19 protein-coding genes are annotated in these 21,047 nt (G+C 60.8%); 9 read left to right on the top strand and 10 right to left on the bottom strand.

Features of this window, described 5'->3' with window-relative positions; all coding sequences use genetic code 11:
* Positions 1–546: an NAD(P)H-dependent oxidoreductase gene (locus tag GPK94_RS00210; RefSeq protein WP_252192462.1), complete on the top strand. Its 546-nt coding sequence runs from the start codon at positions 1–3 to the stop codon at positions 544–546.
* A 91-nt stretch (positions 547–637) separates the two neighbouring features.
* Here GPK94_RS00210 and GPK94_RS00205 read toward each other — a convergent pair whose 3' ends face one another.
* Complete coding sequence (locus tag GPK94_RS00205; RefSeq protein WP_215653793.1) at positions 638–1,681, bottom strand: CAP domain-containing protein; 1,044 nt, start codon at positions 1,679–1,681, stop codon at positions 638–640.
* A 22-nt stretch (positions 1,682–1,703) separates the two neighbouring features.
* Positions 1,704–3,083 carry a tRNA uridine-5-carboxymethylaminomethyl(34) synthesis GTPase MnmE gene (gene mnmE, locus GPK94_RS00200; RefSeq protein ID WP_215653790.1) on the bottom strand — a complete coding sequence of 460 codons (1,380 nt, stop codon included), beginning with the start codon at positions 3,081–3,083 and terminating at the stop codon, positions 1,704–1,706.
* Positions 3,084–3,766: 683 nt separating this feature from the next.
* Between mnmE and GPK94_RS00195 the strand changes: the two genes are divergently transcribed.
* From GPK94_RS00195 to GPK94_RS00180, 4 genes are all read left to right on the top strand, one after another.
* Positions 3,767–5,140 carry a solute carrier family 23 protein gene (locus tag GPK94_RS00195; RefSeq protein WP_235964352.1) on the top strand — a complete coding sequence of 458 codons (1,374 nt, stop codon included), beginning with the start codon at positions 3,767–3,769 and terminating at the stop codon, positions 5,138–5,140.
* 22 nt (positions 5,141–5,162) lie between these two features.
* Positions 5,163–6,572 (top strand): amidohydrolase, encoded by a 1,410-nt coding sequence (locus GPK94_RS00190; protein ID WP_101690964.1) that lies wholly within the window; start codon positions 5,163–5,165, stop codon positions 6,570–6,572.
* A 223-nt stretch (positions 6,573–6,795) separates the two neighbouring features.
* A complete protein-coding gene (locus GPK94_RS00185; RefSeq protein ID WP_215653788.1) occupies positions 6,796–7,284 on the top strand; it encodes a hypothetical protein in 489 nt (162 codons plus the stop codon).
* 94 nt (positions 7,285–7,378) lie between these two features.
* Positions 7,379–8,050, top strand: a complete 672-nt coding sequence (locus tag GPK94_RS00180; protein WP_215653786.1) for a DUF6198 family protein — start codon at positions 7,379–7,381, stop codon at positions 8,048–8,050.
* 57 nt (positions 8,051–8,107) lie between these two features.
* Here the strand turns inward: GPK94_RS00180 and GPK94_RS00175 are convergent, their stop codons facing one another.
* From GPK94_RS00175 to GPK94_RS00160, 4 genes are all read right to left on the bottom strand, one after another.
* Positions 8,108–9,721: a peptide chain release factor 3 gene (locus tag GPK94_RS00175; RefSeq protein ID WP_186964031.1), complete on the bottom strand. Its 1,614-nt coding sequence runs from the start codon at positions 9,719–9,721 to the stop codon at positions 8,108–8,110.
* Between the two features lie 93 nt (positions 9,722–9,814).
* On the bottom strand, positions 9,815–10,450 hold the full coding sequence (locus GPK94_RS00170; RefSeq protein ID WP_195279681.1) for an HAD family hydrolase: 636 nt from the start codon (positions 10,448–10,450) through the stop codon (positions 9,815–9,817).
* A gap of 118 nt (positions 10,451–10,568) precedes the next feature.
* A complete protein-coding gene (locus GPK94_RS00165) occupies positions 10,569–11,216 on the bottom strand; it encodes a helix-turn-helix transcriptional regulator (RefSeq protein WP_193538884.1) in 648 nt (215 codons plus the stop codon).
* A 176-nt stretch (positions 11,217–11,392) separates the two neighbouring features.
* The gene (locus GPK94_RS00160) at positions 11,393–11,611 is read right to left on the bottom strand and encodes a hypothetical protein (protein ID WP_186964032.1); all 219 of its coding nucleotides are present in this window, start codon (positions 11,609–11,611) and stop codon (positions 11,393–11,395) included.
* A gap of 83 nt (positions 11,612–11,694) precedes the next feature.
* Between GPK94_RS00160 and ssnA the strand changes: the two genes are divergently transcribed.
* Together ssnA and ygfK are read left to right on the top strand one after the other, a co-directional pair.
* On the top strand, positions 11,695–13,035 hold the full coding sequence (ssnA, locus tag GPK94_RS00155; RefSeq protein WP_101690958.1) for a putative aminohydrolase SsnA: 1,341 nt from the start codon (positions 11,695–11,697) through the stop codon (positions 13,033–13,035).
* 302 nt (positions 13,036–13,337) lie between these two features.
* Positions 13,338–16,334 carry a putative selenate reductase subunit YgfK gene (ygfK, locus tag GPK94_RS00150; protein ID WP_215653784.1) on the top strand — a complete coding sequence of 999 codons (2,997 nt, stop codon included), beginning with the start codon at positions 13,338–13,340 and terminating at the stop codon, positions 16,332–16,334.
* 155 nt (positions 16,335–16,489) lie between these two features.
* Here the strand turns inward: ygfK and GPK94_RS00145 are convergent, their stop codons facing one another.
* Complete coding sequence (locus GPK94_RS00145; protein WP_215653782.1) at positions 16,490–17,170, bottom strand: DUF6198 family protein; 681 nt, start codon at positions 17,168–17,170, stop codon at positions 16,490–16,492.
* 209 nt (positions 17,171–17,379) lie between these two features.
* Between GPK94_RS00145 and GPK94_RS00140 the strand changes: the two genes are divergently transcribed.
* Positions 17,380–17,739, top strand: coding sequence for a hypothetical protein (locus GPK94_RS00140; protein ID WP_215653780.1), 360 nt, complete (start codon positions 17,380–17,382; stop codon positions 17,737–17,739).
* 41 nt (positions 17,740–17,780) lie between these two features.
* Here the strand turns inward: GPK94_RS00140 and GPK94_RS00135 are convergent, their stop codons facing one another.
* The 3 genes from GPK94_RS00135 to GPK94_RS00125 are packed head-to-tail and all read right to left on the bottom strand — an operon-like array spanning position 17,781 to position 19,892.
* A complete protein-coding gene (locus GPK94_RS00135) occupies positions 17,781–18,245 on the bottom strand; it encodes a PaaI family thioesterase (RefSeq protein ID WP_215653777.1) in 465 nt (154 codons plus the stop codon).
* Positions 18,229–19,149, bottom strand: coding sequence for a SufD family Fe-S cluster assembly protein (locus GPK94_RS00130; RefSeq protein WP_101691089.1), 921 nt, complete (start codon positions 19,147–19,149; stop codon positions 18,229–18,231). Before GPK94_RS00130 ends, GPK94_RS00135 begins: the two co-directional genes overlap by 17 nt.
* Positions 19,150–19,151: 2 nt before the next feature.
* Positions 19,152–19,892: an ATP-binding cassette domain-containing protein gene (locus GPK94_RS00125; protein ID WP_101690953.1), complete on the bottom strand. Its 741-nt coding sequence runs from the start codon at positions 19,890–19,892 to the stop codon at positions 19,152–19,154.
* 421 nt (positions 19,893–20,313) lie between these two features.
* Between GPK94_RS00125 and GPK94_RS00120 the strand changes: the two genes are divergently transcribed.
* The gene (locus GPK94_RS00120; RefSeq protein ID WP_215653775.1) at positions 20,314–21,015 is read left to right on the top strand and encodes a ferritin-like domain-containing protein; all 702 of its coding nucleotides are present in this window, start codon (positions 20,314–20,316) and stop codon (positions 21,013–21,015) included.
* Positions 21,016–21,047 lie beyond the last annotated feature (32 nt).

Genomic DNA, 21,047 nt, shown 5'->3' with positions numbered 1-21,047 from the left:
ATGATTCTGGAGGGCTCCACCCGCCGCCGGGGCCGCACGGCCGAACTGGTGGAATTCCTCCGTCTGCGCCTGCCCGGTGAGGTCACCGTGGTCCGGGCCTATGACACCCCGGTCTCCCCCTGCCGGGACTGCCGCTACTGTCTCTCCCACCCGGGCTGTGCCGTAAAAGATGAGATGCAGGATCTCTATCCGGCCATCGAGGGGTGTGACAATCTGATCATCGCCTCGCCCCTCTACTTCCACTCGGTGCCCGCTCCCCTGAAGGCCATCATCGACCGGCTCCAGCCCTACTGGGCCGCCACTGTCCGGGGGGACGAAGATCAGATCTCCACCAAGCGGGGCGCGCTACTGCTGGTGGGGGGCGCACCTCCCTTTGAGGGGCAGTTCCTTCCCGCCGAGCTCATGCTGCGGGGCGTCCTCTCCGATCTGCACGCCAGTTGTGAGGACATCATCTGCATGGATGACGCCGACCGCCGCCCACTTCCCCAGCGCCCGGAGATCCAGGCACAGCTTACGGCTCTGGCCCAGCGTCTGTCCACCCTGTAAATCTCCAGAGAAAGAGCGCCTGTCCCTTCTGGGACAGGCGCTCTCTTTGCATATCCGATGGATTGGGTCTGTTTGGGCAGATTGGGATGCGTCACTGCCCCAGGAAGAGCTGGACCCATCCGCCCTCATGATAACCCACGCCGATGTGGGTAAACGAGCTCTTGAGGATGTTGGCCCGGTGGCCCGGCGAGTTCATCCACAGCTCCATAACCCGCTCCGGGTCATCGGTCCCCATGGCGATGTTCTCTCCGGCGGCGCGGTAAGAGGACACGCCGCACTCCTCCAGGACCGTAAAGCAGCTGCGCCCATCGGGCCGGGTGTGCTCAAAGAGTGTTCCCAGCTCCTGGGCCCGAATGTCAGCCGCTGTCTCCAGTTCGGAGAGGACCTCCAGCGGGGGCAGGCCCTCCTGGGCCCGGGCCTCATTGACCAGACGCACCACCGCCGCCACCGGGTCCTCTGCCTCGGGCGTGGTCTCCTGGGAGGGGAGCCCCGCTCCCGCGGTAAGCACACCCTCCAGACGGCCATATACCGCAGCGGCCTGGGCCCGGGTAAAGGTCGCACCACCGGCAAAGGTGCCGTTGCTGTCCGTACCAGAGAGGATGCCCAGAGCCATGACCGCCGCCACGGACTCCTGATATTGCGCGGGGATCTGGGCCCAGTCCCCGATCTTGGCCTGGGTATCCCGCAGGGCCTCCTCATCCGGCATGGCCACGCCCTGCTCCTCCAGCACATGCCGGATGACCACCGCCATGGCATTTCGGGTCAGGGCCCCTTCCAGGGGCACATCCTCCACCCCATCCAGCAGGCCGTGGTGCTCTGCCACCGCCACCGCACCGGCATACCAGCTTCCGGAGTCCGGGGCGGACGCCGCCTCCTCCGGCCAGCAGGCACGGGTCAGCATGCTCAGCCACTCCACCATGCTGAGGGAGCCCTCGGGGGAAAACTGCCGGACTCCGGTCACGGCGTCATAGTAGGTCCCCGTCATCACTCCATCCGCATAGGCCTGCTCAATGGCCGCAAAGGCCCAGTGCTTCTCCGGGACATCCGAAAAGGCGCCCCGGCTCCCGGCCTGTGTCGGGACCCCCAGGATCATGGCGGCCGCCAACAGGGCCGCGGCTGCTCGCTTCTTCTGCATCCTCCATCCTCCTGTCATACTCTTATTTTCCCACACAGAACCGCTCAAAGATCCGTGCCGTCACATCCTCCCGGAGCGTCCGTCCGGTGAGTTCTCCCAGAGCCTCCATGGCCCCTTCCACATCCACCAGCACCGCGTCGGGCGTCATACCTAAGGCAAGGCTCTCCCGGGCAGCGCGGACCTGCTTCAGGGCCCGCCCGGCGGCGCCCGCCTGCCGGGCGTTAGTGAGCATCTCGCCTCGCTCTTCCCCTCCCTCCGAGGGGAAGCAGGCGGCGATGGCCTCTTCCAGGGCCGGAAGACCCTCTCCCGTACGGCTGCTCAGAGAGACCACCGGTACCGGCTTCTCCGCACTCCAGGGCAGCGAAAGGGGATGGGCCTGGGGCAGATCGGCCTTGGTGCCCACCAGGATCACCTGTCCGGCCCGCTCCACCGCCTCTCGGAAGAGGTCCTTGTCCACCTCATCCAGGGGCCGGGTCAGATCCACCAGCACCAGGGCCAGTTCCGCACCGGCCAGTGCCCGGCGGCTGCGCTCCACGCCGATGCGCTCCACCGCGTCTCCGGTCTCCCGGATGCCTGCAGTGTCGATGAGACGCAGCAGCCGCCCGCCCAGCGTGCACTTTTCCTCGACCGTATCCCGGGTGGTGCCCGGGATATCGGTGACGATGGCCCGTTCATAGCCCAGCAGGGCGTTGAGCAGAGAGGACTTTCCCGCATTGGGCTGCCCCACGATGGCACAGGGGATCCCCCCTACCAGCAGCTTGCCCCGGCGGTAGGTATCCAGCAGGGCGGAGAGATCCCGCTCCGCCCCTTCCAGCGCCCGGTCCAGGGTCTCCGCCCCAAAGGCGTCGATGTCCTCATCCGGGTAGTCCAGCACCGCGTGGAAATGGGCGCTCACGTCCACCAGCGCGTCATAGACCGCCCCAATCCGGCGGCTGAGGGCACCTGAGAGCTGTCCCCCCGCGACCCGGGCCGCCGCCTGGGTCTCCGCGTCGATCAGGTCGGCCACGGCCTCGGCCTGGGTCAGGTCCAGCTTTCCATTCAGGAAGGCCCGGCGGGTAAATTCGCCCGGCCTTGCCTGGCGCACGCCCTGGGCAAACAGGGCCTCCAGCCCCAGCGTCAGCACTGCCGGGGATCCATGGCACTGCAATTCCGCCGTATCCTCCCCCGTATAGCTCTCCGGCGCCCGGGACACCGTGGCCAGCACCTGGTCCACCGGGTTTCCCGCCCGGTCCAGCAGAGCGCCCAGTACCAGGCGGCGATTTTCATACTCGGTCAGGCTCCGGCCGCTTGTCGCCCGAAAGACGGCGGCGGCCGCCGCAATGGCCTCCGGCCCGGACAGGCGTATGATTCCCACCGCCGAGCGGACCGGCCCTGTAGCAATGGCGGCAATGGTATCCCTCATGGTCTCACCTCATCGGCCGGCGCTCCATGGTGCGCCGGTTTTCATGCAGAATACACCGCCTGCACAGCGGGCGGTGCCTTGTCGCTGTTTATTCTAGCACGGTTCCCCGGAGGGGGACAAGTCCCGCCCCTTTTCCTTTGGATATTCTGCCGTCTTTTTTCGTTATATTTTGCGTTATGTAAACAATTTTTTGAATAATGCATCCACATAACTTGTCCACTACCTTGTGGATAACTATGTGGATAATGTGGAAAACTTACTCTCACAAGGATAGCCTTTTTCTTCCAATCCACATATCCTGTATATCATTTTGCATAGTGGGCTCCAAAGAAAAATTATTTTCACCCTTTTTTGACAGTCGGTTTTTACAAAAAGGTATGGACTACTCTTATAAAGTGTTATATAATCTTTCTAGATAAGGAGGTGAACACAATTCGGCCGCGCTTGCAGTGAATGCGCGGGAGGGCCGGAATTCTTTTCTCGTCTTATTCCACCCTCAAGCCTGTATACCGAAACGGCTCCGCCGGCGTCCCCTGGGGGACGGCGGTACTTTTTATGACCAGCCGACAGGCAGGCGGCACCCACCGAGTTCCCCCGACAGTGCCGCTTCGTCCGCAACGAGATGAGATGAAATGGAAGGGAACGCCCCTTCCCGTGGACATCCTGTGGAGGGACATACAACGTTGAAACAGTTCAAAAGCGCAAAAAGCAATGCCATCTATGAGTTGGACGGCAGACCGCCGTTCCTTCAGGCCTTTCCCCTTGGCTTCCAGCAGCTGCTGGCTATGTTCGTGGGCAACATCGTTCCCATGATCCTGGTGGCCAGCGCCGCCAATATGGACAGCTACTATTCCACCCTGCTCATTCAGTGCTCTGTTCTGGGCGCAGGCGTGGCTACGCTGATCCAGGCTTTCCCCATCCATCTGGGCAAGATCCGCATCGGTTCCGGCCTTCCCATTATGCTGGGCCTCACCTATACCTTCCTGCCCATCTGTTTGGCCGTGGCGACCAACGAAGAGCTGGGACTCCCCGTTTTGTTCGGTGCCCAGCTGGTGGCGGCCCTGTCCTCGGTCTTTGTAGCATTTGTGCTGCCTTACATTCGTAAATTCTTCCCGCCCATCGTGACGGGTACTATAATCGTCTCCATCGGTATCTCCTGCTTCTCCATCGCCGCCTACAACCTGGCCGGCGGTCAGGGAGATCCCACCATGGGACAGCTTCATAACTGGCTGATCGGCGGCCTGGTCATCGTGGTGATCGTGGCCTGCTCCGCCTTCGGCAAGGGCATGGTCAGTGCCGCGGCCGTGCTCATCGGCATCGTGGTTGGCTATGTGGTGGCCGCGGTGACCGGCTATGTGGACTTCAGCAACATCGCCTCCGCCAAGTGGTTTGACATTCCCCGTCCCCTGGCCTTCGGCGACGGCGGCCCCGCTCTGGTCTTCAAGCCCGAGTTCATCCTGGTCTTTATTCTGCTCTACTTCATCAACGCCGTGGAGATGGTGGGCGATATGACCGTGTCCGCCACCGGCGGCCTGGGCCGTCAGCCCAAGGACGAGGAGCTCTCCGGCGGTATCCTGGGCAATGCCTTCGCCTGCATGTTCGCCTCTGTCTTCAACTGCTTTGCCACCGGCTCTTACAGCCAGTGCTCCGGCATCGTGGCCATGACCAAGGTCTGCTCCCGCTGGGTCATGGGCACCGGCGCCCTGACCCTCATTGTGGCCGCCTTCTGCCCCAAGCTGGCCGGCCTGCTCTCCACCATCCCCAACTGCGTGGTGGGCGGCGCTACCATCGTGGTCTTCTCCATGATCGCCATGAGCGGCATGAGCCTGGTGGCCAAGAGCCGCTTTACCAGCCGTTCCATGCTCATCTGCGGTATCTCCATCACCCTGGGCCTGGGCATCTCCTTTGCCAAGGACACCCTGGATCTGGTGGGCGGCTATGTGCAGATGTTCTTCGGTGAGTCCAGCATCATTCTGGTGGCCCTGACTGCCATCGTGCTGAATATCGTCCTGCCCAAGACGCAGGAAGATCTGGACGCGGAAGCTTCCGCCGACTGATTTGGAAAGGAGCGCAACTACTATGATCGACCATCTGCTGAAAAACGGAATCATTGTCACCGTCAATCCCGACCGTGAGGTCTTTTTCCACGGTGCTGTGGCCATCCAGGGCAACCGCATCGTGGAGGTCGGCCCCAGCGACGCTCTGGAAGCCAAGTACACCGACGCCGCCAAGGTCACCGACCTGGACGGCAAGATCGTCTTCCCCGGCTTTGTCAACACCCATAACCACCTCTTCCAGACCCTGCTCAAGGGCCTGGGCGATGACATGGTGCTCAAGGACTGGCTGGAGACCATGACCTTCCCCGCTGCCACCAACCTGACCCGCAATGACTGCTACCTGGCCGCCATGCTGGGCTGCATGGAGGGTCTGCACAGCGGTATCACCACCATGCTGGATTATATGTATCCCCATCCCACCGGAGAACTCTCCGACGGCGTCATCGACGCCATGAAGGAGCTGGGCATCCGCGGCATCCTGGGCCGTGGCTGCATGAACACCGGCAAGCAGTTCGGCGTTCATCCCGGCATCATGCAGGATGTGGACACCATTGAGAAGGACCTGCGCCGCCTCTTTGAGACCTATCACAACAGCGAGGACGGCCGCATCAAGATCTGGGTGGCTCCCGCTGCCATCTGGTCCAACTCCAAGGACCTGCTGCAGATGCTCTGGCGCGTGACCAACGAGTACAAGTCCGGCTTTACCGTTCACATCTCCGAGACTCCCTTCGACCGCGACGCTGCTCAGGAGCTGCATGGTCTGCCTGACGCCGAGGTCCTGGAGGACCTGGGCATCGTGGGCCCCAACGTGCTGATGGTCCACTGCTGCTACCTCACCGACAAGGACATCGCCATGGCCAAGAAGTACGACATGAAGGTGTCCCACAACGTCTGCTCCAACCAGTACCTCTCCTCCGGCGTGGCCGATGTGCCCAAGATGCTCCGCAACGGCATCACGGTCTCCCTGGGCGTGGACGGCGCTGCCTCCAACAACGCCCAGGACATGGTGGAGCTCATGAAGTTCACCGCCCTCCAGCACAAGGTCGCCACCCGGGATCCCCTGGCCATGACCGCCGAGAAGGTGCTGGAGATGGCCACCATCGACGGCGCCCGCGCTCTGGGCATGGAGGACGAGATCGGTTCCCTGGAGGCCGGCAAGAAGGCGGACCTCGTCATCTTCGATCCGCTGGAGTGCCCCAAGGCCATCCCCATGCACAACCCCGTGTCCACTCTGGTCTACTCCGCCTCCATGAAGAACATCGTGGGCGCCATGGTAGACGGCAAGGTGGTCATGGAGAACGGCGTCATCACCACCGTCAAGGACGAGAAGGAGATCTACCGCAAGGTGCAGAAGTGCGCCGAGGACCTGTGCGAGCGCGGCCACATCACCAACCGCCGCGAGGGCCACAAGTGGAACCGCAGCTTCGGCTAATTGGCTCCTGTATTTCCTTTCTATCACACAAAAACATCCGCTCCGTAACTCCGGAGCGGATGTTTTCTTTTTTTGCTCATTTCAAAATATTTTATTTTTGTGCCACCTCAATCAAAAATGTAACCATTCCTGTAACCGTGCTGTGTTACAATAGCACCAAGAGTTACAAAATAGCACGTAATTGTCTTCTCTTTTCCTAGTTTGCAATCAGGAGGTGCTGTGGATGCGTTTTATCTATGAATTTACCGACCTGGCCGCCTTACAGGGCCTGTGTCTCCAGCGCCTGGGGATCCTGCCCGACGAGGTCTGGGACGTATCCATTCTGGATGTGACGGCACACACCCGCCACGGCAACCTCCTCTTCTCCACAGCAGAGACCGACCTGCCCGAAAACCGCTGCCGCCTGGGCCTGTGCGTACATTCCGAGGACCTCCTGGCACTGGAGATCCGGCTGGCCTATCAGCCGGGCTGGCAGTACCGGCGGCGTTTCGCAGTGGTCACCCTGCCGGTCTGGGAGCTCTGCTTTAGCCAGGGAATCCACTTCTCCCCCGTGGCCATCACCCTTGCTCCCCAGGGCACCGCTTGCGCCCTGTTCGACGGCCTTGCCCAGGTGGAGCTGCCCGGACTTTCCCGCACCGATTCCGACCTCTATATTCTGGATACGTCGTCCCCGGTTCAGCCGGAACTGGCCGCTCTGCCGCTGAGTTCCTGACCCGCTCGGCCCTTGTCTTCTATGGTCTGCTATGCTATAATAAACGAAATAATAATAGTAGCATAATGGTACTAATAGGAGAGGAGCTTGTCCTATGTCCCGTTCGGAACTTGTGCGGCGTTACGGCATTTTTACCTCCGGTGTTATCTTTGCTGCCCTTGGAATTTCTCTCATCACCCGTGCCGGGCTGGGCACCAGTGCGGTATCCGGCCTGCCCTATGTGTGCAGTCTGATTTTTCCGGCGCTCTCCTTTGGTACCTTCAATTTTATCTTTGAGATCCTGCTCTTTTTGGGGCAAGCCGCCCTGCTGGGCCGGGCATTCAGCCGGATCCAATTTCTTCAGCTGCCCGCCAATTTTGTCTTTTCTTACTGCATTGACCTCTGGATGTGGGTGCTGCATTTCTTTATCCCGGACGCTCTGCCCTATCCGGTGCGGCTGCTCCTCTTGCTGATCGGCTGTGTTCTGCTTGGCTTTGGTGTGGCCCTGGAAGTGGTGGCCGATGTACTCATCCTCTCCTACGAGGGCTTTGTCAAGGCACTGAGTCAGCGCTTCCACCGGGATTTCGGGCACACCGAGCTGGTGGTGGACAACACCATCCTGGTTTTGGCCATCCTGACCTCCTTTGCAGGACTGGGCCGTCTGGCCGGACTGCGGGAGGGCACCATCATCGGAACGCTCATCGTGGGCCATATCTCCGGCTTCTTCTGCCGCCGTCTGGCCCCGCTTACAAAGCGCCTTTGTCAGAGCGGCGCCCTCGCGCAATGATACAAAAACGCCCCGATCTCCCAAGGGAGACCGGGGCGTTCTCTTTTTCAAACCGAATCAGGCATCGGCGGCACTGCCGCCAAACTCCCGCAGGGTGAGGTTCTTGTTCCGGTCGGCCGTCCACTGGATGGCCCACTGGGATCCGAAGAGCAGGAGCTGATTGCCCTTGTAGTCCTCCACCAGCTTGGTATCGGTACCCAGAATCAGATCCTCCTCCTTGAGAGGCTCGGCGTCCTCGTCCTCCCGGACGATCCAGCGCAGATACTCGTAGGGCAGGCCCTCCATATAGAGGTCCACGTTATACTCGTTTTTCAGGCGGTACTCCAGCACGTCGAACTGAAGGGTACCCACCACGCCCACGATGACCTCCTCCATACCGGAGTAGGGGGTCTTGAAAATCTGGATGGCGCCCTCCTGGGCGATCTGCTCCATGCCCTTGAGGAACTGCTTGCGCTTCATGGTGTCCAGGCTGCGCACCCGCTTGAAGTGCTCGGGCGCGAAGGTGGGGATGGGATCGAACTTAAACTTCTTGGCGGCGGTGCACAGGGTGTCGCCGATGGAGAAGATGCCGGGATCGAACACGCCGATGATATCTCCGGCGTAGGCCTCCTCAATGATCTCCCGCTCGGCGGCCATCAGCTGCTGCGGACGAGAGAGGCGGATCTTCTTCCCGCCCTGGACATGGTAGACCTCCTTGTCCGCGTCAAAGCGGCCGGAGACCAGGCGCATGAAGGCGATCCGGTCCCGGTGGGCCTTGTTCATGTTGGCCTGGATCTTAAAGACAAAGGCGGAGAAATTGTCGTCCATGGAGTCGATGATCTCCTCCCCCGCCTTCCGGGGCAGGGGCGCGGTGGTCATCTGGAGGAAGTGCTCCAGGAAGGGTTCCACGCCGAAGTTGGTCAGGGCCGAGCCGAAGAACACCGGGGAGAGCTTGCCGTGGCGCACCCGGTCCAGGTCAAACTCGGCGGCGGCGCCGTCTAGCAGCTCGATCTCGTCCACCAGCTGCTGGTGGAGGGTGGAGCCGATCAGGCCGTCCAGGTTGGGATCCCCCAGCTCCACCTCGGTGGCCGTAGCCGCCTTGGAACCGCCGTTGCTGGTAAAGTGGATGATCTTCCGGCTGCCCCGGTCATAGACGCCCTTAAAATCTTTGCCGCAGCCAATGGGCCAGTTGACGGGGTAGGTCTCGATCCCCAGCTCCTTCTCCAGCTCTTCCAGCAGCTCGAAGGAGTCCCGGGCCTCCCGGTCCATCTTGTTGATAAAGGTGAAGATGGGAATGTCCCGCATGGCGCAGACCTTGAAGAGCTTGCGGGTCTGGGCCTCCACGCCCTTGGCCGCGTCGATGACCATGACCGCGGAGTCGGCCGCCATCAGGGTGCGGTAGGTATCCTCCGAGAAGTCCTGGTGGCCGGGGGTGTCCAGAATGTTGATGCAGTATCCGTCATACTGGAACTGCATGACCGAAGAGGTCACCGAGATGCCGCGCTGCTTCTCGATCTCCATCCAGTCGGAGGTGGCGGCGCGGGTGTTCTTCTTGCCCTTGACCTGGCCGGCCTGGGCAATGGCCCCTCCGTAGAGGAGGAACTTTTCGGTCAGGGTCGTCTTACCGGCGTCGGGGTGGCTGATGATGGCAAAGGTGCGCCGGCGCTTGATTTCCGATTCATATTTTGACAAGGCAAAAACCGTCCTTCATTTCAAAAATAGCGTTTTATTTTATCACATATGCCGCCCTCGTCACAAGGGACCCCGCCGGGCGGTCTCATTCCTTCAGGGGGGCGTGAGCAGACCGGTCAGCTCCGAGATGGACTGAATGCGCCCCTCGGCCCGGTCGACGCTGCCAAACCCATAGGCCGCATGGAAAAAGGGCACGCCCGCCCCGTGGGCGGCGTCGCAGTCCCCCTGGGTATCTCCCACATAGACCGGTGCGGAGAGTCCGTTGCGCCTCGCCACCAGGGCGATGTTCGCGGCCTTGGCCTGTCCGGTCCGGCCCGGGCACTCAAAATCCCGGATATACTTCTCCAACCCGTGGACTTTCAAGAAGCACTGGATATAGCCATCCTGGCAATTGCTCACGATGAAGAGGGGAACGCGCCCGGACAGCTCCTCCAGCGTCTCCGCCACACCGGGGTAGAGCTTCCCGCCGTGCTCCCCCAGATAGCGGAGCTGGTGGCGGTAGCACACCTCCATGATCTCCATCCGCCGCGCCCCGTCTTCAATCTGGGGCAGGATCCGGGCGGCGATGTCCTCCATCAGCAGCCCCATGCAGCTGCGCAGCTGGGGCACGGTCAGTACAGGCTCCAGCCCGCACTCCTGAAATCCGGCGTTCCAGCCCTGGCAGATCCCCTCCACGGCGTCCCAGAGGGTCCCGTCCAGATCAAATAAAATGCCGTCCGTCTCTCGCATGGCACTGCTCTCCTTCCGCAAAAATCACCTGTCTAGTGTACCATGTCCAGGCCGGTACGGCAAGGTGATAATTGGGCCAAAAAAGCCGGCTTTTGCCGGCTTTTTGTCTCTGTTTCTCTCAGTTGGCGGCCTCTTTGGCCTCGTCGATGTAGCTGTACAGCGTATATTTGGAGATCCCAAAGAATTTGCACACCTTATCACCGCTCTTGGTGATGAGGAAGGCCCCCGAGTTGTTGAGGAACTGGATAGCCTTGACCTTGTCCTCCTTGTTCATCAGCGCCACCGGCTTACCCACCACCCGGACGCTCTGCTCGATGAGCTCGTCCAGCAGGTCGCTGACGTTGCGGGAGATCTCCTCCGGCTCCTGGTTCTCCTGTTCGGTGGAGGTAAACTGCTTGAGGCTGTTCTCCATGGCCAGCATGAGGGTAATGTCGTAGTTGATGCCGAAAATGCCAACGGCATTTCCATCGTCATCCCGGATATAGAAGGTGCTGGACTTGAGGATCTTGCCATCCTTGGTCCGGGTCAGGTAGCTCAGATGGTCCTGCAGATTGGCCCGCTCGCTGCGCAGGGCCTCCAGCACCACATGGGAAGGGCCGTCTCCCACCTTCCGGCCGGTCACATGGCCGTTTTCAATGGCCACAATGGAGCTGTCCGGATCATTGGAGATCAGATCGTGGACCACCACTTCACAGTTGGGGCCAAATTGCTGGGCAATTCCCTTGGCCAGCTGAAACAAAAACTGAAGTATGGATGCGTTGAGCATAATTCATTCCTTCCTTCCGCCAGAGGCCGGCAGTCAAGCGCCTTTTTGCGGAAAATGTACCTTTTTTTGGCTCTTCTATCCCCATTCTCTCCTTCTCTGCCTCAGAATCGGTCGTAAAAGCCACATATGCATTGAGAATATTGTATCATATCATGGAAGAATTACAAGAAAAATCGTTATGCCTGAAAAATTTTCTGGTACTCTAAAAAAGGGTTGATTTTCGGTGCACTCTGTGTTAGACTTGGAGTATAAAAAGTGATTTGCCTGTGCAAATCCACTAAAAAGTCATCATATTGGTCGTGGCTGCAACGAAGTGCTTCGCGCACGGGCTGGAGGAGTGTTTCTGAATCCGATTGCTGGTCATGGGCCGCAACCGGCAGGACGCTCATTTCCATGAGGGTCCTTTTTTATTCCGCCGCGCAAAGGGGAACAGGGGCATCTCGTGCAGACCCGCCGAACAAATAAGGAGGACAACCATATGCTGCTAGTGGGAAACGGTAAACTCATCACCCGCAACGAAGCCCTCCCCTATGTGGAGGATGGCGCTGTCGTGATCGACGGCCAGGTCATCAAGGAGATCGGCTCCTTTGCCGACCTGAAGGCCAAGTATCCCGAGGCTGAATTTGTGGACGCCAAGGGCGGCGTGATCATGCCCGGCCTCATCAACGCCCACACCCACATCTACTCCGGCCTGGCCCGCGGCCTGTCCATCAACGGCTTCAACCCCACCAATTTCTTTGAGGTGCTGGACGGCCAGTGGTGGTACATCGACCGGAATCTGACCCTGGACGGCACCCGCGCCTGCGCCTATGCCACGGTGCTGGACTGCATCCGGGACGGCGTGACCACCATCTTTGACCATCACGCCTCCTTCTGTGAGATCCCCGGCTCCCTCTTCGCCATCAAGGACGTGTGCCAGGAAGTGGGCATCCGTGCCAACCTCTGTTACGAGGTCAGCGAGCGCGACGGCATGGAGAAGTGCGACCAGGCCATCCAGGAGAACGCCGACTTCGCCAAGTGGTGTAAGGAGCAGGACGACGACATGATCAAGGCCATGTTCGGCGGCCACGCCCTCTTCACCATCTCGGACAAGACCTTCGAGAAGATGGTCAAGGCCAATGACGGCATGACCGGCTTCCATATCCACGTGGCCGAGGGCATGAACGACGTGTATGACTCCCTGCGCAACTACGGCTGCCGCCCGGTCAACCGCCTGCTCTATAACGGCATCCTGGGTGAGAAGACCATGCTGGGCCACTGCATCCACGTCTCCCCCGCCGAGATGGACATCATCAAGGAGACCAACACCATGGCGGTCAACAACCCCGAGTCCAACATGGGCAACGCCGTGGGCTGCGCGCCGGTCCTCCAGATGTACCAGAAGGGCATCCTCATCGGTCTGGGCACTGACGCCTACACCCACGACATGCTGGAGAGCCTGAAGGTCCTGCTGCCCATGCAGCGCCACAACACCGCCCAGCCCAACGTGGGCTGGTGTGAGGCCACCGGCATGCTCTTCCAGAACAACGCCAAGATCGGCGCCCGCTACTTCAAGAAGCCTCTGGGCATCCTGGCCGAGGGTGCCGCGGCCGACGTGATCGTCATGGACTACAAGCCCTTCACCCCCTTCTCCGACGCCAACATCGACGGCCACATGCTCTTCGGCATGATGGGCAAGAACTGCCGCACCACCATCATCAACGGCAAGGTGGTCTACAAGGACCGCGAGTTCGTCGGCATCGACGAGGACAAGATCAATGCCTGGTGCATGGAGCAGTCCAAGAAGCTCTGGGGCACTCTCAATCACTGCACCTACTAAGTGCAACGCACATTGAGCTTGTCCTCACCAAGCGTTTTGCCAAAGGCAAAACCTTGATGCCGGGGCGATTCACTCGCCCCGTGCAGATCAAAGCAGGGTTCCCACACGGCCCGCCGTGTGGGAGCAAGATCAACGCCTGGTGCATGGAGCAGTCCAAGAAGCTCTGGGGCACCCTCAATCACTGCACCTACTAAGCACTGTAAACCGATTTTATCCTCCGCGGGGCGGTAAGCCCCCGCCTCGCGGAGGGATGTCCCTATTTGTCTGGAGAAAATACGGAAATAAGCCGGGAGGTTTTCTTTATGAGCGATATTATGCGTCCCATGTCCTTTGCCCATCTGATGAACTGGATCCTGACCGAGCATCATGACCAGGGTACTATCTTCGGCGTCTCTAAGATCGTCGAGCACAAGGACGGCCAGGCCCGTCCCATCTTCCAGGAGAAGATTGAGTCTCCCTTTGGTCCGGCCGCCGGTCCTCATACCCAGCTGGCCCAGAACCTGATCGCTGCCTATGCCGGCGGCAGCCGCTTCTTCGAGGTCAAGACCGTCCAGATCATGGACGGCGACGAGCTGTCCAAGTGTGTGGCCAAGCCCTGTATCACCGCCGAGGACGAGTGCTACAACTGTGAGTGGTCCACCGAGCTCTATGTGCCTCAGGCTTTTGCCGAGTATGTGAAGGCTTGGTTCGCCTGCAAGCTGCTGGCCAAGGAGTACGGCCTGGGCGATCCTGACGGCTTCGTGTTCAACATGAGCGTGGGTTACGATCTGGCCGGTATCCAGTCCGAGAAGATCGACAAGTACCTCAATGAGATGCGGGATGCCTCCAACACCGAGGTGTGGAAGGAGTGCATGGACTGGGCCCTGAACAATCTGGACCGGTTCCAGAACGTGGATGAGGCCTATGTGAAGGCCATCACCCCCCGGATCAGTGAGTCGGTCACCATCTCCACCCTGCACGGCTGCCCCCCGGATGAGATCGAGCGTATCGCCAACCATCTCATCCAGAACAAGGGCTTCAACACCTTCATCAAGTGCAACCCCACCCTGTTGGGCTATGAGTTTGCCCGCAAGACCCTGGATTCCCTGGGCTTTGACTACATCCAGTTTGACGACCATCACTTCCTGGAGGATCTCCAGTTCTGCGACGCGGTGCCCATGCTCCGCCGCCTGATGGCCCTGTGCGCCGAGAAGGGCCTGGAGTTCGGCGTCAAGCTGACCAACACCTTCCCCGTGGACGTGGCCGCCGGCGAGCTGCCCAGCGAGGAGATGTACATGTCCGGCCGCTCACTGTACCCCCTGACCCTGTCTCTGGCTGGCAAGCTCTCCCACGAGTTCGACGGCAAGCTGCGCATCTCCTACTCCGGCGGTGCGGATTATCACAACATTAAGGCCCTGGTGGACTGCGGCATCTGGCCCGTCACCATGGCTACCACCATGCTCAAGTCGGGCGGCTACAACCGTCTGGCCCAGATCGCTGCTCAGTTTGACGACAAGGAAAACGGCGCCTTCCAGGGCGTGGATGTGGCCAAGCTGGACGCCCTGCTGGCTCAGCTCTTTGCCGACTGCCACTACCAGAAGCCCATGAAGCCTCTGCCCAGCCGCAAGCTGGACAAGAAGGTCCCCCTCATCGACTGCTTCACCGCCCCCTGCCGCAACGGCTGCCCCATCGAGCAGGATATTCCCGCTTACCTGATGCTGGTCAACGCCGGTAAGTATGAGGAGGCCCTGGAGGTCATCACCCACCGCAATGCTCTGCCCTTCATCACCGGCACCATCTGCTCGCACCGCTGCCAGGACAAGTGCATGCGCAACGCCTATGAGGAGAGCGTGTACATCCGTACCCAGAAGCTCAAGGCGGCTGAGGGCGGCTTCTCCGCTCTGCTGCCCAAGCTGAAGGCGGGCGCGCCGGTCTCCGGCAAGAAGGTTGCCGTCATCGGCGGCGGCCCGGCCGGTATGTCTGCCGCCTACTTCCTGGGCCGTGCCGGCGTGGACGTTACCATCTTTGAGCGCAAGGATTCCCTGGGCGGCATCGTGCGCCATGTGATCCCCGCCTTCCGTATCCCCGCCTCCGCCATCGACAACGATGTGAAGCTCATGGAGGCCATGGGTGCCAAGGTGGTCCTCAACACCGAGGTCAAGAGCGCGCAGGAGCTCTTTGATCAGGGCTACACCCACGTCATCTTCGCCACCGGCGCCTGGAACAAGGGCAGCGCCGGTCTGGAGTACGGCGAGGAGATGAACGTCATCGAGTTCCTGGAGAAGGCCAAGAAGGCCCCCGAGTCCCTCCAGCTGGGCGAGAACGTAGTGGTCATCGGCGGCGGCAACACCGCCATGGACGCCGCCCGGGCTGCCAAGCGCATCCCCGGCGTTAAGAAGGTCTCCCTGGTCTACCGCCGCACCAAGCGCTATATGCCCGCCGATCAGGAGGAGCTGGAGCTGGCTCTGGAGGACGGCGTGGAGTTCCGTGAGCTGCTGGCTCCCGTGGGTGTGAAGGACGGCGTCCTCACCTGCCACGAGATGGAGCTGGGCGCTCCCGATGCGACCGGCCGCCGCACCCCCGTGGATACCGGCCGCGTGGTGGAGGTCCCCGCCTGCACCGTCATCACTGCCGTGGGCGAGAAGGTGGACACCGCTCTCTACACCGCCAACGGACTGGCTGTGGATAACCGCGGCAAGGCTGTGGTCAACGCGGAGACTCTGGAGTCCAGCGTCAAGAACGTCTTTGTGATCGGCGACGGTCAGAAGGGCCCCGGCACCGTGGTGGAGGCCATTGCCGGCGCCACCAAGGCCGCCAAGGCGATCCAGGCCTTCGACACCGAGAAGTATGTGGAGAAGAACGTCAACGCCGACTACCAGGCTCCTCTGGCCAAGCGCGGCATCCTCTGCAACGACTGCAAGAGCTGCGACGAGATCCGCTGCCTGGGCTGCGCCACCGTCTGTGAGACCTGTACCGAGGTCTGCCCCAACCGCGCCAACGTGGCCGTCTGGGTCCCCGGAAAGCGGATGCGCCAGATCATCCATGTGGACGGCATGTGCAACGAGTGCGGGAACTGCGCCACCTTCTGCCCCTATGACTCCCGTCCCTACAAGGATAAGTTCACCCTCTTCTGGAGCGAGGAGGACTTCAACAACAGCGAGAACGAGGGCTTCCTCCGTCTGGAGGGCGATCTGACCCGGGTACGCCTGGGCGGCCAGGTCAAGGAGTACCACGTGGAGGACGCCTCCTGCGGCCTGTACGAGGACCTGCGGAAGCTCATCTGTGCGGTCTACGCCAATTACAGCTATCTGCTGAAGTAAGCGTGTTCCGATAAAAACCCCTTTCTTCTTTCTCAACTCTGCAAACGAGAATCCCCGCCCGGAGCGCATGCCGGGCGGGGATTCTCGTTTATCCATTCGGTTCAATGTATAAATCTGCCGGTCTCCCGCGGGAGACCGGCAGCTTTCCTCTGTTTTCAGCTTTGGACGGAGACCTCGGACGGGTCGGCCTCCTCCGTTGTCCGGTCCAGGAGGCTCCCAAGCTTCTCCCGGAAAAAGCGGGAGATGCCGCCCACGGTGGCCGCCGCTACGATCGTTCCCTCCCGCAGGCCGCTGATGTGCCCCAGACAGAGCACCGATACCACAATGGCCGAGAGCACCATGCTCAGATCAAAGAGGGTCTTGATCGTCCCAAACTCGGCGTGGCTCTTGTAGCTGATGGCCTTGACCACCCCTTCGCAGGGCAGATAGAGCACATCGCCCAGCACCTCCAGCGCCACGCCCAAGCCCAGGATCACACAGCCCGCCAGGAGGGGAATCCATCCCATGGGGTAGGCGCCCACGGTCCAATCCCGCATCAGGTAGGTCCAGAGATCGATCCCCGCCGAGAAAATGACGGTAGCCGGCAGCTGGAGAAACTGAATGGGCCGAAATTCCCGTCTCAACAGCAGGATCTGGGCCACCAGCGCCGCCAGATTCACCAGCAGCGTAAAGGTCCCCAGCGAGACGCCCGGGACCACAAAGGTCATGACATAGGCCAGACTGGAGATGGCACTGGTTCCCAGCCCCGCCTTGGTGATGAGCGCAATGCCCAGGGCAGACAGGACCACCCCTCCGAAAAAGATGCCGTACCGGCAGGCGAGTGTGTGACGCTGCATGATGCGCCCTCCCTCTTTTTCTAAAAAATATTTTTTATTGCTTATAAAATTTTAGCATATTTAGACAGAAAAAGCAACCCCTCCACGTTCTTATATGTCTGGAATTGCATTTTATTTTTCAGGCTTTCCAGTCTGCACTTTCCGTCTTCTGCGGCATAAGATGGCACAGAAAGGGGGCGGTATGGATCGAAACCGAACGTTCTTCCCTTTTGGAGGGGCAGCGGGATGTAACGTGTACCATCCTCTTTCTGCTGTTTGCCGTCCTCTCTCTGCTGCTCGCCCTTCAGACAGCACTCTGGGAACGGGAATCTCTGGATGCCCAGCTGGAGGGCCGCACCCCCCGGGCAACCGACTCCCTCCCCCTCTCCTGGGGGAGTGCCGCGCTGGAGGTGGGGGGCGGACTCTTCTTTCTCTGTCTGGCCTGGAAAAATCAGCGCTCCGCCCCTGCGGAGGAGCGGCGGGCCGCCGGGCTGGAGAGCGCTGCCTCGCTCCTCACCCTCCTGGCGGCCCTGCTCCGCTTTCTCGCCCTGGAGAGCGGTACCCTTCCAACAGACGATACCCTTCCCTAGAAAAAAGCGGGACCATTTCCGTGGAAATGGTCCCGCTGGTTTTATTCGCTTTTCTGCGCCTGTTCGTATGCTTTGGCCCGCTCCACCAGCTCTTCAAAGTTGGGCAGGGGTTTATCGGTGAGGAAAAAGCTGAAGGTCCCCACCGCCACCAGCGCGCCCTCGTCGTTGGTGAGCTCCGCCCGATAGAGGGTAATGGTCTTCCCGATCTTCTGGGGAATGGCCACGCAGCGGATCTTTTTCGTGTTGACCGCCGGCCGGAGGTAGTCCATCCGACAGTCCATGGTCACGCCCACCCGGCCCCGGGTGGCCACCGCCGTACCGGTGACCGTGTCGGCCAGAGTGGCGAGACAGCCGCCGTGGACCATCCCCATGGGGTTGAGATGGGCCTCGGTGACGGTGATCTCCCCCTCCACATGGTCGGTCTCGATCAAGGTAAGCTCGATGCCGTTGTGCTCGGCAAAGCGGTTGCACTTGGCACGGGCCCGCAGGTTACTGTAAGAATCCATCCAGAATTTTCTCCTCTGCCTCTTCCTCGGTCAGGCCCAGCGTCATCAGCTTGAGGAGCTGATCGCCGGCGATCCGGCCGATGGCAGCCTCGTGGATCAGCTGCGCATCCACGTGGTTGGCCACGATGGCCGGGATAGAAGATACCTGGGCATTCCCCATGATGATGGAGTCACACTGCACATGGCCGAAGCACTTGTTATTGCCCGTCATCTTGGGATAGAAGATCTGCTTGGACTCCTCCTGTGCCACGGAACGGGAGATCACCCGTCCGCTGGCCCCCTCGCCGTCCAGGATGATCTCCATGTCGGACTCGGCGGTCTGGCTGCCGTGGGTAAGGAGCTTTTCGGTGATGACCGCTTCGGCGTTCTTCCCCACTACGATCTTGGTGTCCCGCTTGGTGGAGTCCACGCCCCGGATCTGGGTGGTCTCCATCTGGATAGAGGCCCCCTCCTCCAGATAGACCACGGTCTGGGGATTGAAGATCCGCTCGCCGGTCCCCTCGCCCTCGCCGTAGTGGCGCTCCACATAGCGCACCTTGGAGTTCTTTCCGATGTAGAAGGTGTGCAGGCCGTCGTGCTGGGCGGTCTCACAGCCGGTATTGTGGATGCCGCAGCCCGCCACGATGTCGATGTCGCAGTCCTCGCCGATGAAGAAATCGTTGTAGACCAGCTCGGTGAAGCCGGTGGCGTGGATGATGACGGGGATGTGCACCGACTCCTTCTTGGTGCCCGGCTTGACCCGGATATCGATGCCCGACTTTCCGTCGGTCTTGGTGGTAATATCGATGTTGGCCGTGGTGGAACGGGAGTCCATCTGGCCGTTGACGCGGATGTTGTAGGCGCCCTGGGGGGTCTTTTCCAGGTCCGCGATCTCCTTGAGGAGCTTCCAGTCGGTCTTGTCCATCATTACTTGTTCGCCTCCTGGCTGAGATAGGTGCATCCGGCGGAGGTCCGCTCCAGAATGAGGGGGAAGATCTCCTCCTTGGGCCCGTGCTGGGCCACGCGGCCGTCCTCGATCATGACGATCTCGTCGGCCAGATTGATGATCCGCTCCTGGTGGGAGATGATGAGAAGGGTGGCCTCCCCCCGGGCATGGATGGCCTGGAAGGTCTCGGTCAGCTTCGCAAAAGACCACAGGTCGATGCCGGCCTCCGGCTCGTCAAAGATCATCAGACCGCTCTTGCGGGCCAGAATGGTGGCGATCTCAATGCGCTTGACCTCGCCGCCGGAGAGGGAGGCGTCCACCTCCCGGTCAATGTAGTCATGGGCACACAGACCCACCTTGGTCAGGTACTGGCAGGCCTCCTCCGTGGCCAGATTCTCCCGTCCAGAGGCCAGACAGAGCAGATCCTTCACCCGCAGGCCCTTGAACCGGGGGGGCTGCTGAAAGCCGTAGCTGATGCCCATGCGGGCCCGCTCGGTGATGCTCTTTTCGGTGATGTCCACGCCATTCCAGAGGATGGAACCGCCCGTGGGCTGCACCAGGCCCATGACTGCCTTGGCCAGCGTGGTCTTACCGCCGCCGTTGGGGCCGGTAATGACCACCAGTTTATGATCCTCGATCTCGAGGGATACGTCGTTGAGAATACCAAGGGACTCGCCGCTCTCGTCCGCCACCTGGTATTTCAGCCCTTTGATTTCCAGCATAATACCGATACTCCTTGTATCCAGAGATATTCTTTTCTCAATGGTGTATTATAATACGTAAGAAGCAAAGCCACAAGCCTTGAAAGCCCATGCTTACAAGGCACGATGGCTTTGTTTGGGCGCAGGGTTTTATCCCTGCGCCTTCCATCCGGGCCGTGTATGTCCGGATGGAAGTACGCATTGCAACAATGGATCCTTCTTTTCCGAAAACTGCTGGCAGTTTTCGGAAAAGAATTGTGCGGCGCAGCCGCACGAATCAACCGCTATGCGGTTGATTCAGCAGGCATTATTATAGCATTCTTTCTCCCATTATACAAGATTGCCCCCGCCAAAGCCCGTTATAGGATACCCAAAACAGGGGCAATTTCTTCGCCTCGGACATAGGATGGAGAGAAATCCAAACAAACGGGAGGTATTTCCCATGACGCAAGTTCCAACCCCCGCCGGCAGCCCGCCCACTGTGGACGGCCGGAACGAACAGGACTTTGCCCGGATCTGGGGCCGGGTCATGCCACTGGAGCAGGCCGGATGTCCCATCCGGGTGGGGCGTCCGCCGGAGGAATCGCCCTCCGCCCCGCCCCAGGAGCGAGAAGACATGTGCTCCTCCACCCCCTCTGTCCCGGAAGTCCCCACTCCCCTGCCCTGTCCCCGGGAGGCTCCTCCCCCGTCCAGGGCCCACATCTCCCCCGCCACGCAGCCGGACGTCCCCCTTCTGGGGGCGGGTTCCGCCGTCTACGGGGAGCAGCTCCAGGCGTACATCGACCAGGAGGCCGCCGACTGGCGGACCTACCTCTCCCTCTCCCGCCGCTCGCCCGGCGGGTGTGCCCGGGTACTGGCCGCTATGGCGGCGGAAGAACGCCGCCACGCAAAACGCCTCTCGGCGGCCTACTTTCTCATCTCCGGGGTACGGTATTTCCCCTCCGAGTCCTCTCTGCCCACGCCCCGGGGTGCACTGCCCGCGGCTTTGCGGCAGTGCTTCTGTGCCGAGCAGCGGGGGGCGCTGGCCTATCTGGCCGCTGCGGAGGAGTGTTCCGATCCCGCCCTGCGCGCCCTCTACCAGGAGCTGGCCCGGGATGAGGCCCGTCACGCCCAGCTTCTGCGGGAGCTGGTGGAAGAGCTCTGAGTCCGCCCATAACAGCGGGCAGGCGCGGCCAA

It is taken from the genome of Pseudoflavonifractor sp. MCC625, assembly GCF_018784545.1.
Lineage (GTDB): Bacteria > Bacillota > Clostridia > Oscillospirales > Oscillospiraceae > Pseudoflavonifractor_A > Pseudoflavonifractor_A gallinarum.
This window is presented reverse-complemented; position numbering and strand designations above follow the sequence as displayed.

Bases quoted from the DNA above. Each gene is read 5' to 3' on its own strand.
- GPK94_RS00210 (WP_252192462.1), top strand. From the start codon at position 1: ATGATTCTGGAGGGCTCCACCCGCCGCCGGGGCCGCACGGCCGAACTG.
- GPK94_RS00205 (WP_215653793.1), bottom strand. From the start codon at position 1,681: ATGCAGAAGAAGCGAGCAGCCGCGGCCCTGTTGGCGGCCGCCATGATC.
- mnmE (WP_215653790.1), bottom strand. From the start codon at position 3,083: ATGAGGGATACCATTGCCGCCATTGCTACAGGGCCGGTCCGCTCGGCG.
- GPK94_RS00190 (WP_101690964.1), top strand. From the start codon at position 5,163: ATGATCGACCATCTGCTGAAAAACGGAATCATTGTCACCGTCAATCCC.
- GPK94_RS00185 (WP_215653788.1), top strand. From the start codon at position 6,796: ATGCGTTTTATCTATGAATTTACCGACCTGGCCGCCTTACAGGGCCTG.
- GPK94_RS00180 (WP_215653786.1), top strand. From the start codon at position 7,379: ATGTCCCGTTCGGAACTTGTGCGGCGTTACGGCATTTTTACCTCCGGT.
- GPK94_RS00170 (WP_195279681.1), bottom strand. From the start codon at position 10,450: ATGCGAGAGACGGACGGCATTTTATTTGATCTGGACGGGACCCTCTGG.
- GPK94_RS00165 (WP_193538884.1), bottom strand. From the start codon at position 11,216: ATGCTCAACGCATCCATACTTCAGTTTTTGTTTCAGCTGGCCAAGGGA.
- GPK94_RS00160 (WP_186964032.1), bottom strand. From the start codon at position 11,611: ATGGAAATGAGCGTCCTGCCGGTTGCGGCCCATGACCAGCAATCGGAT.
- ssnA (WP_101690958.1), top strand. From the start codon at position 11,695: ATGCTGCTAGTGGGAAACGGTAAACTCATCACCCGCAACGAAGCCCTC.
- ygfK (WP_215653784.1), top strand. From the start codon at position 13,338: ATGAGCGATATTATGCGTCCCATGTCCTTTGCCCATCTGATGAACTGG.
- GPK94_RS00145 (WP_215653782.1), bottom strand. From the start codon at position 17,170: ATGCAGCGTCACACACTCGCCTGCCGGTACGGCATCTTTTTCGGAGGG.
- GPK94_RS00135 (WP_215653777.1), bottom strand. From the start codon at position 18,245: ATGGATTCTTACAGTAACCTGCGGGCCCGTGCCAAGTGCAACCGCTTT.
- GPK94_RS00130 (WP_101691089.1), bottom strand. From the start codon at position 19,149: ATGGACAAGACCGACTGGAAGCTCCTCAAGGAGATCGCGGACCTGGAA.
- GPK94_RS00125 (WP_101690953.1), bottom strand. From the start codon at position 19,892: ATGCTGGAAATCAAAGGGCTGAAATACCAGGTGGCGGACGAGAGCGGC.
- GPK94_RS00120 (WP_215653775.1), top strand. From the start codon at position 20,314: ATGACGCAAGTTCCAACCCCCGCCGGCAGCCCGCCCACTGTGGACGGC.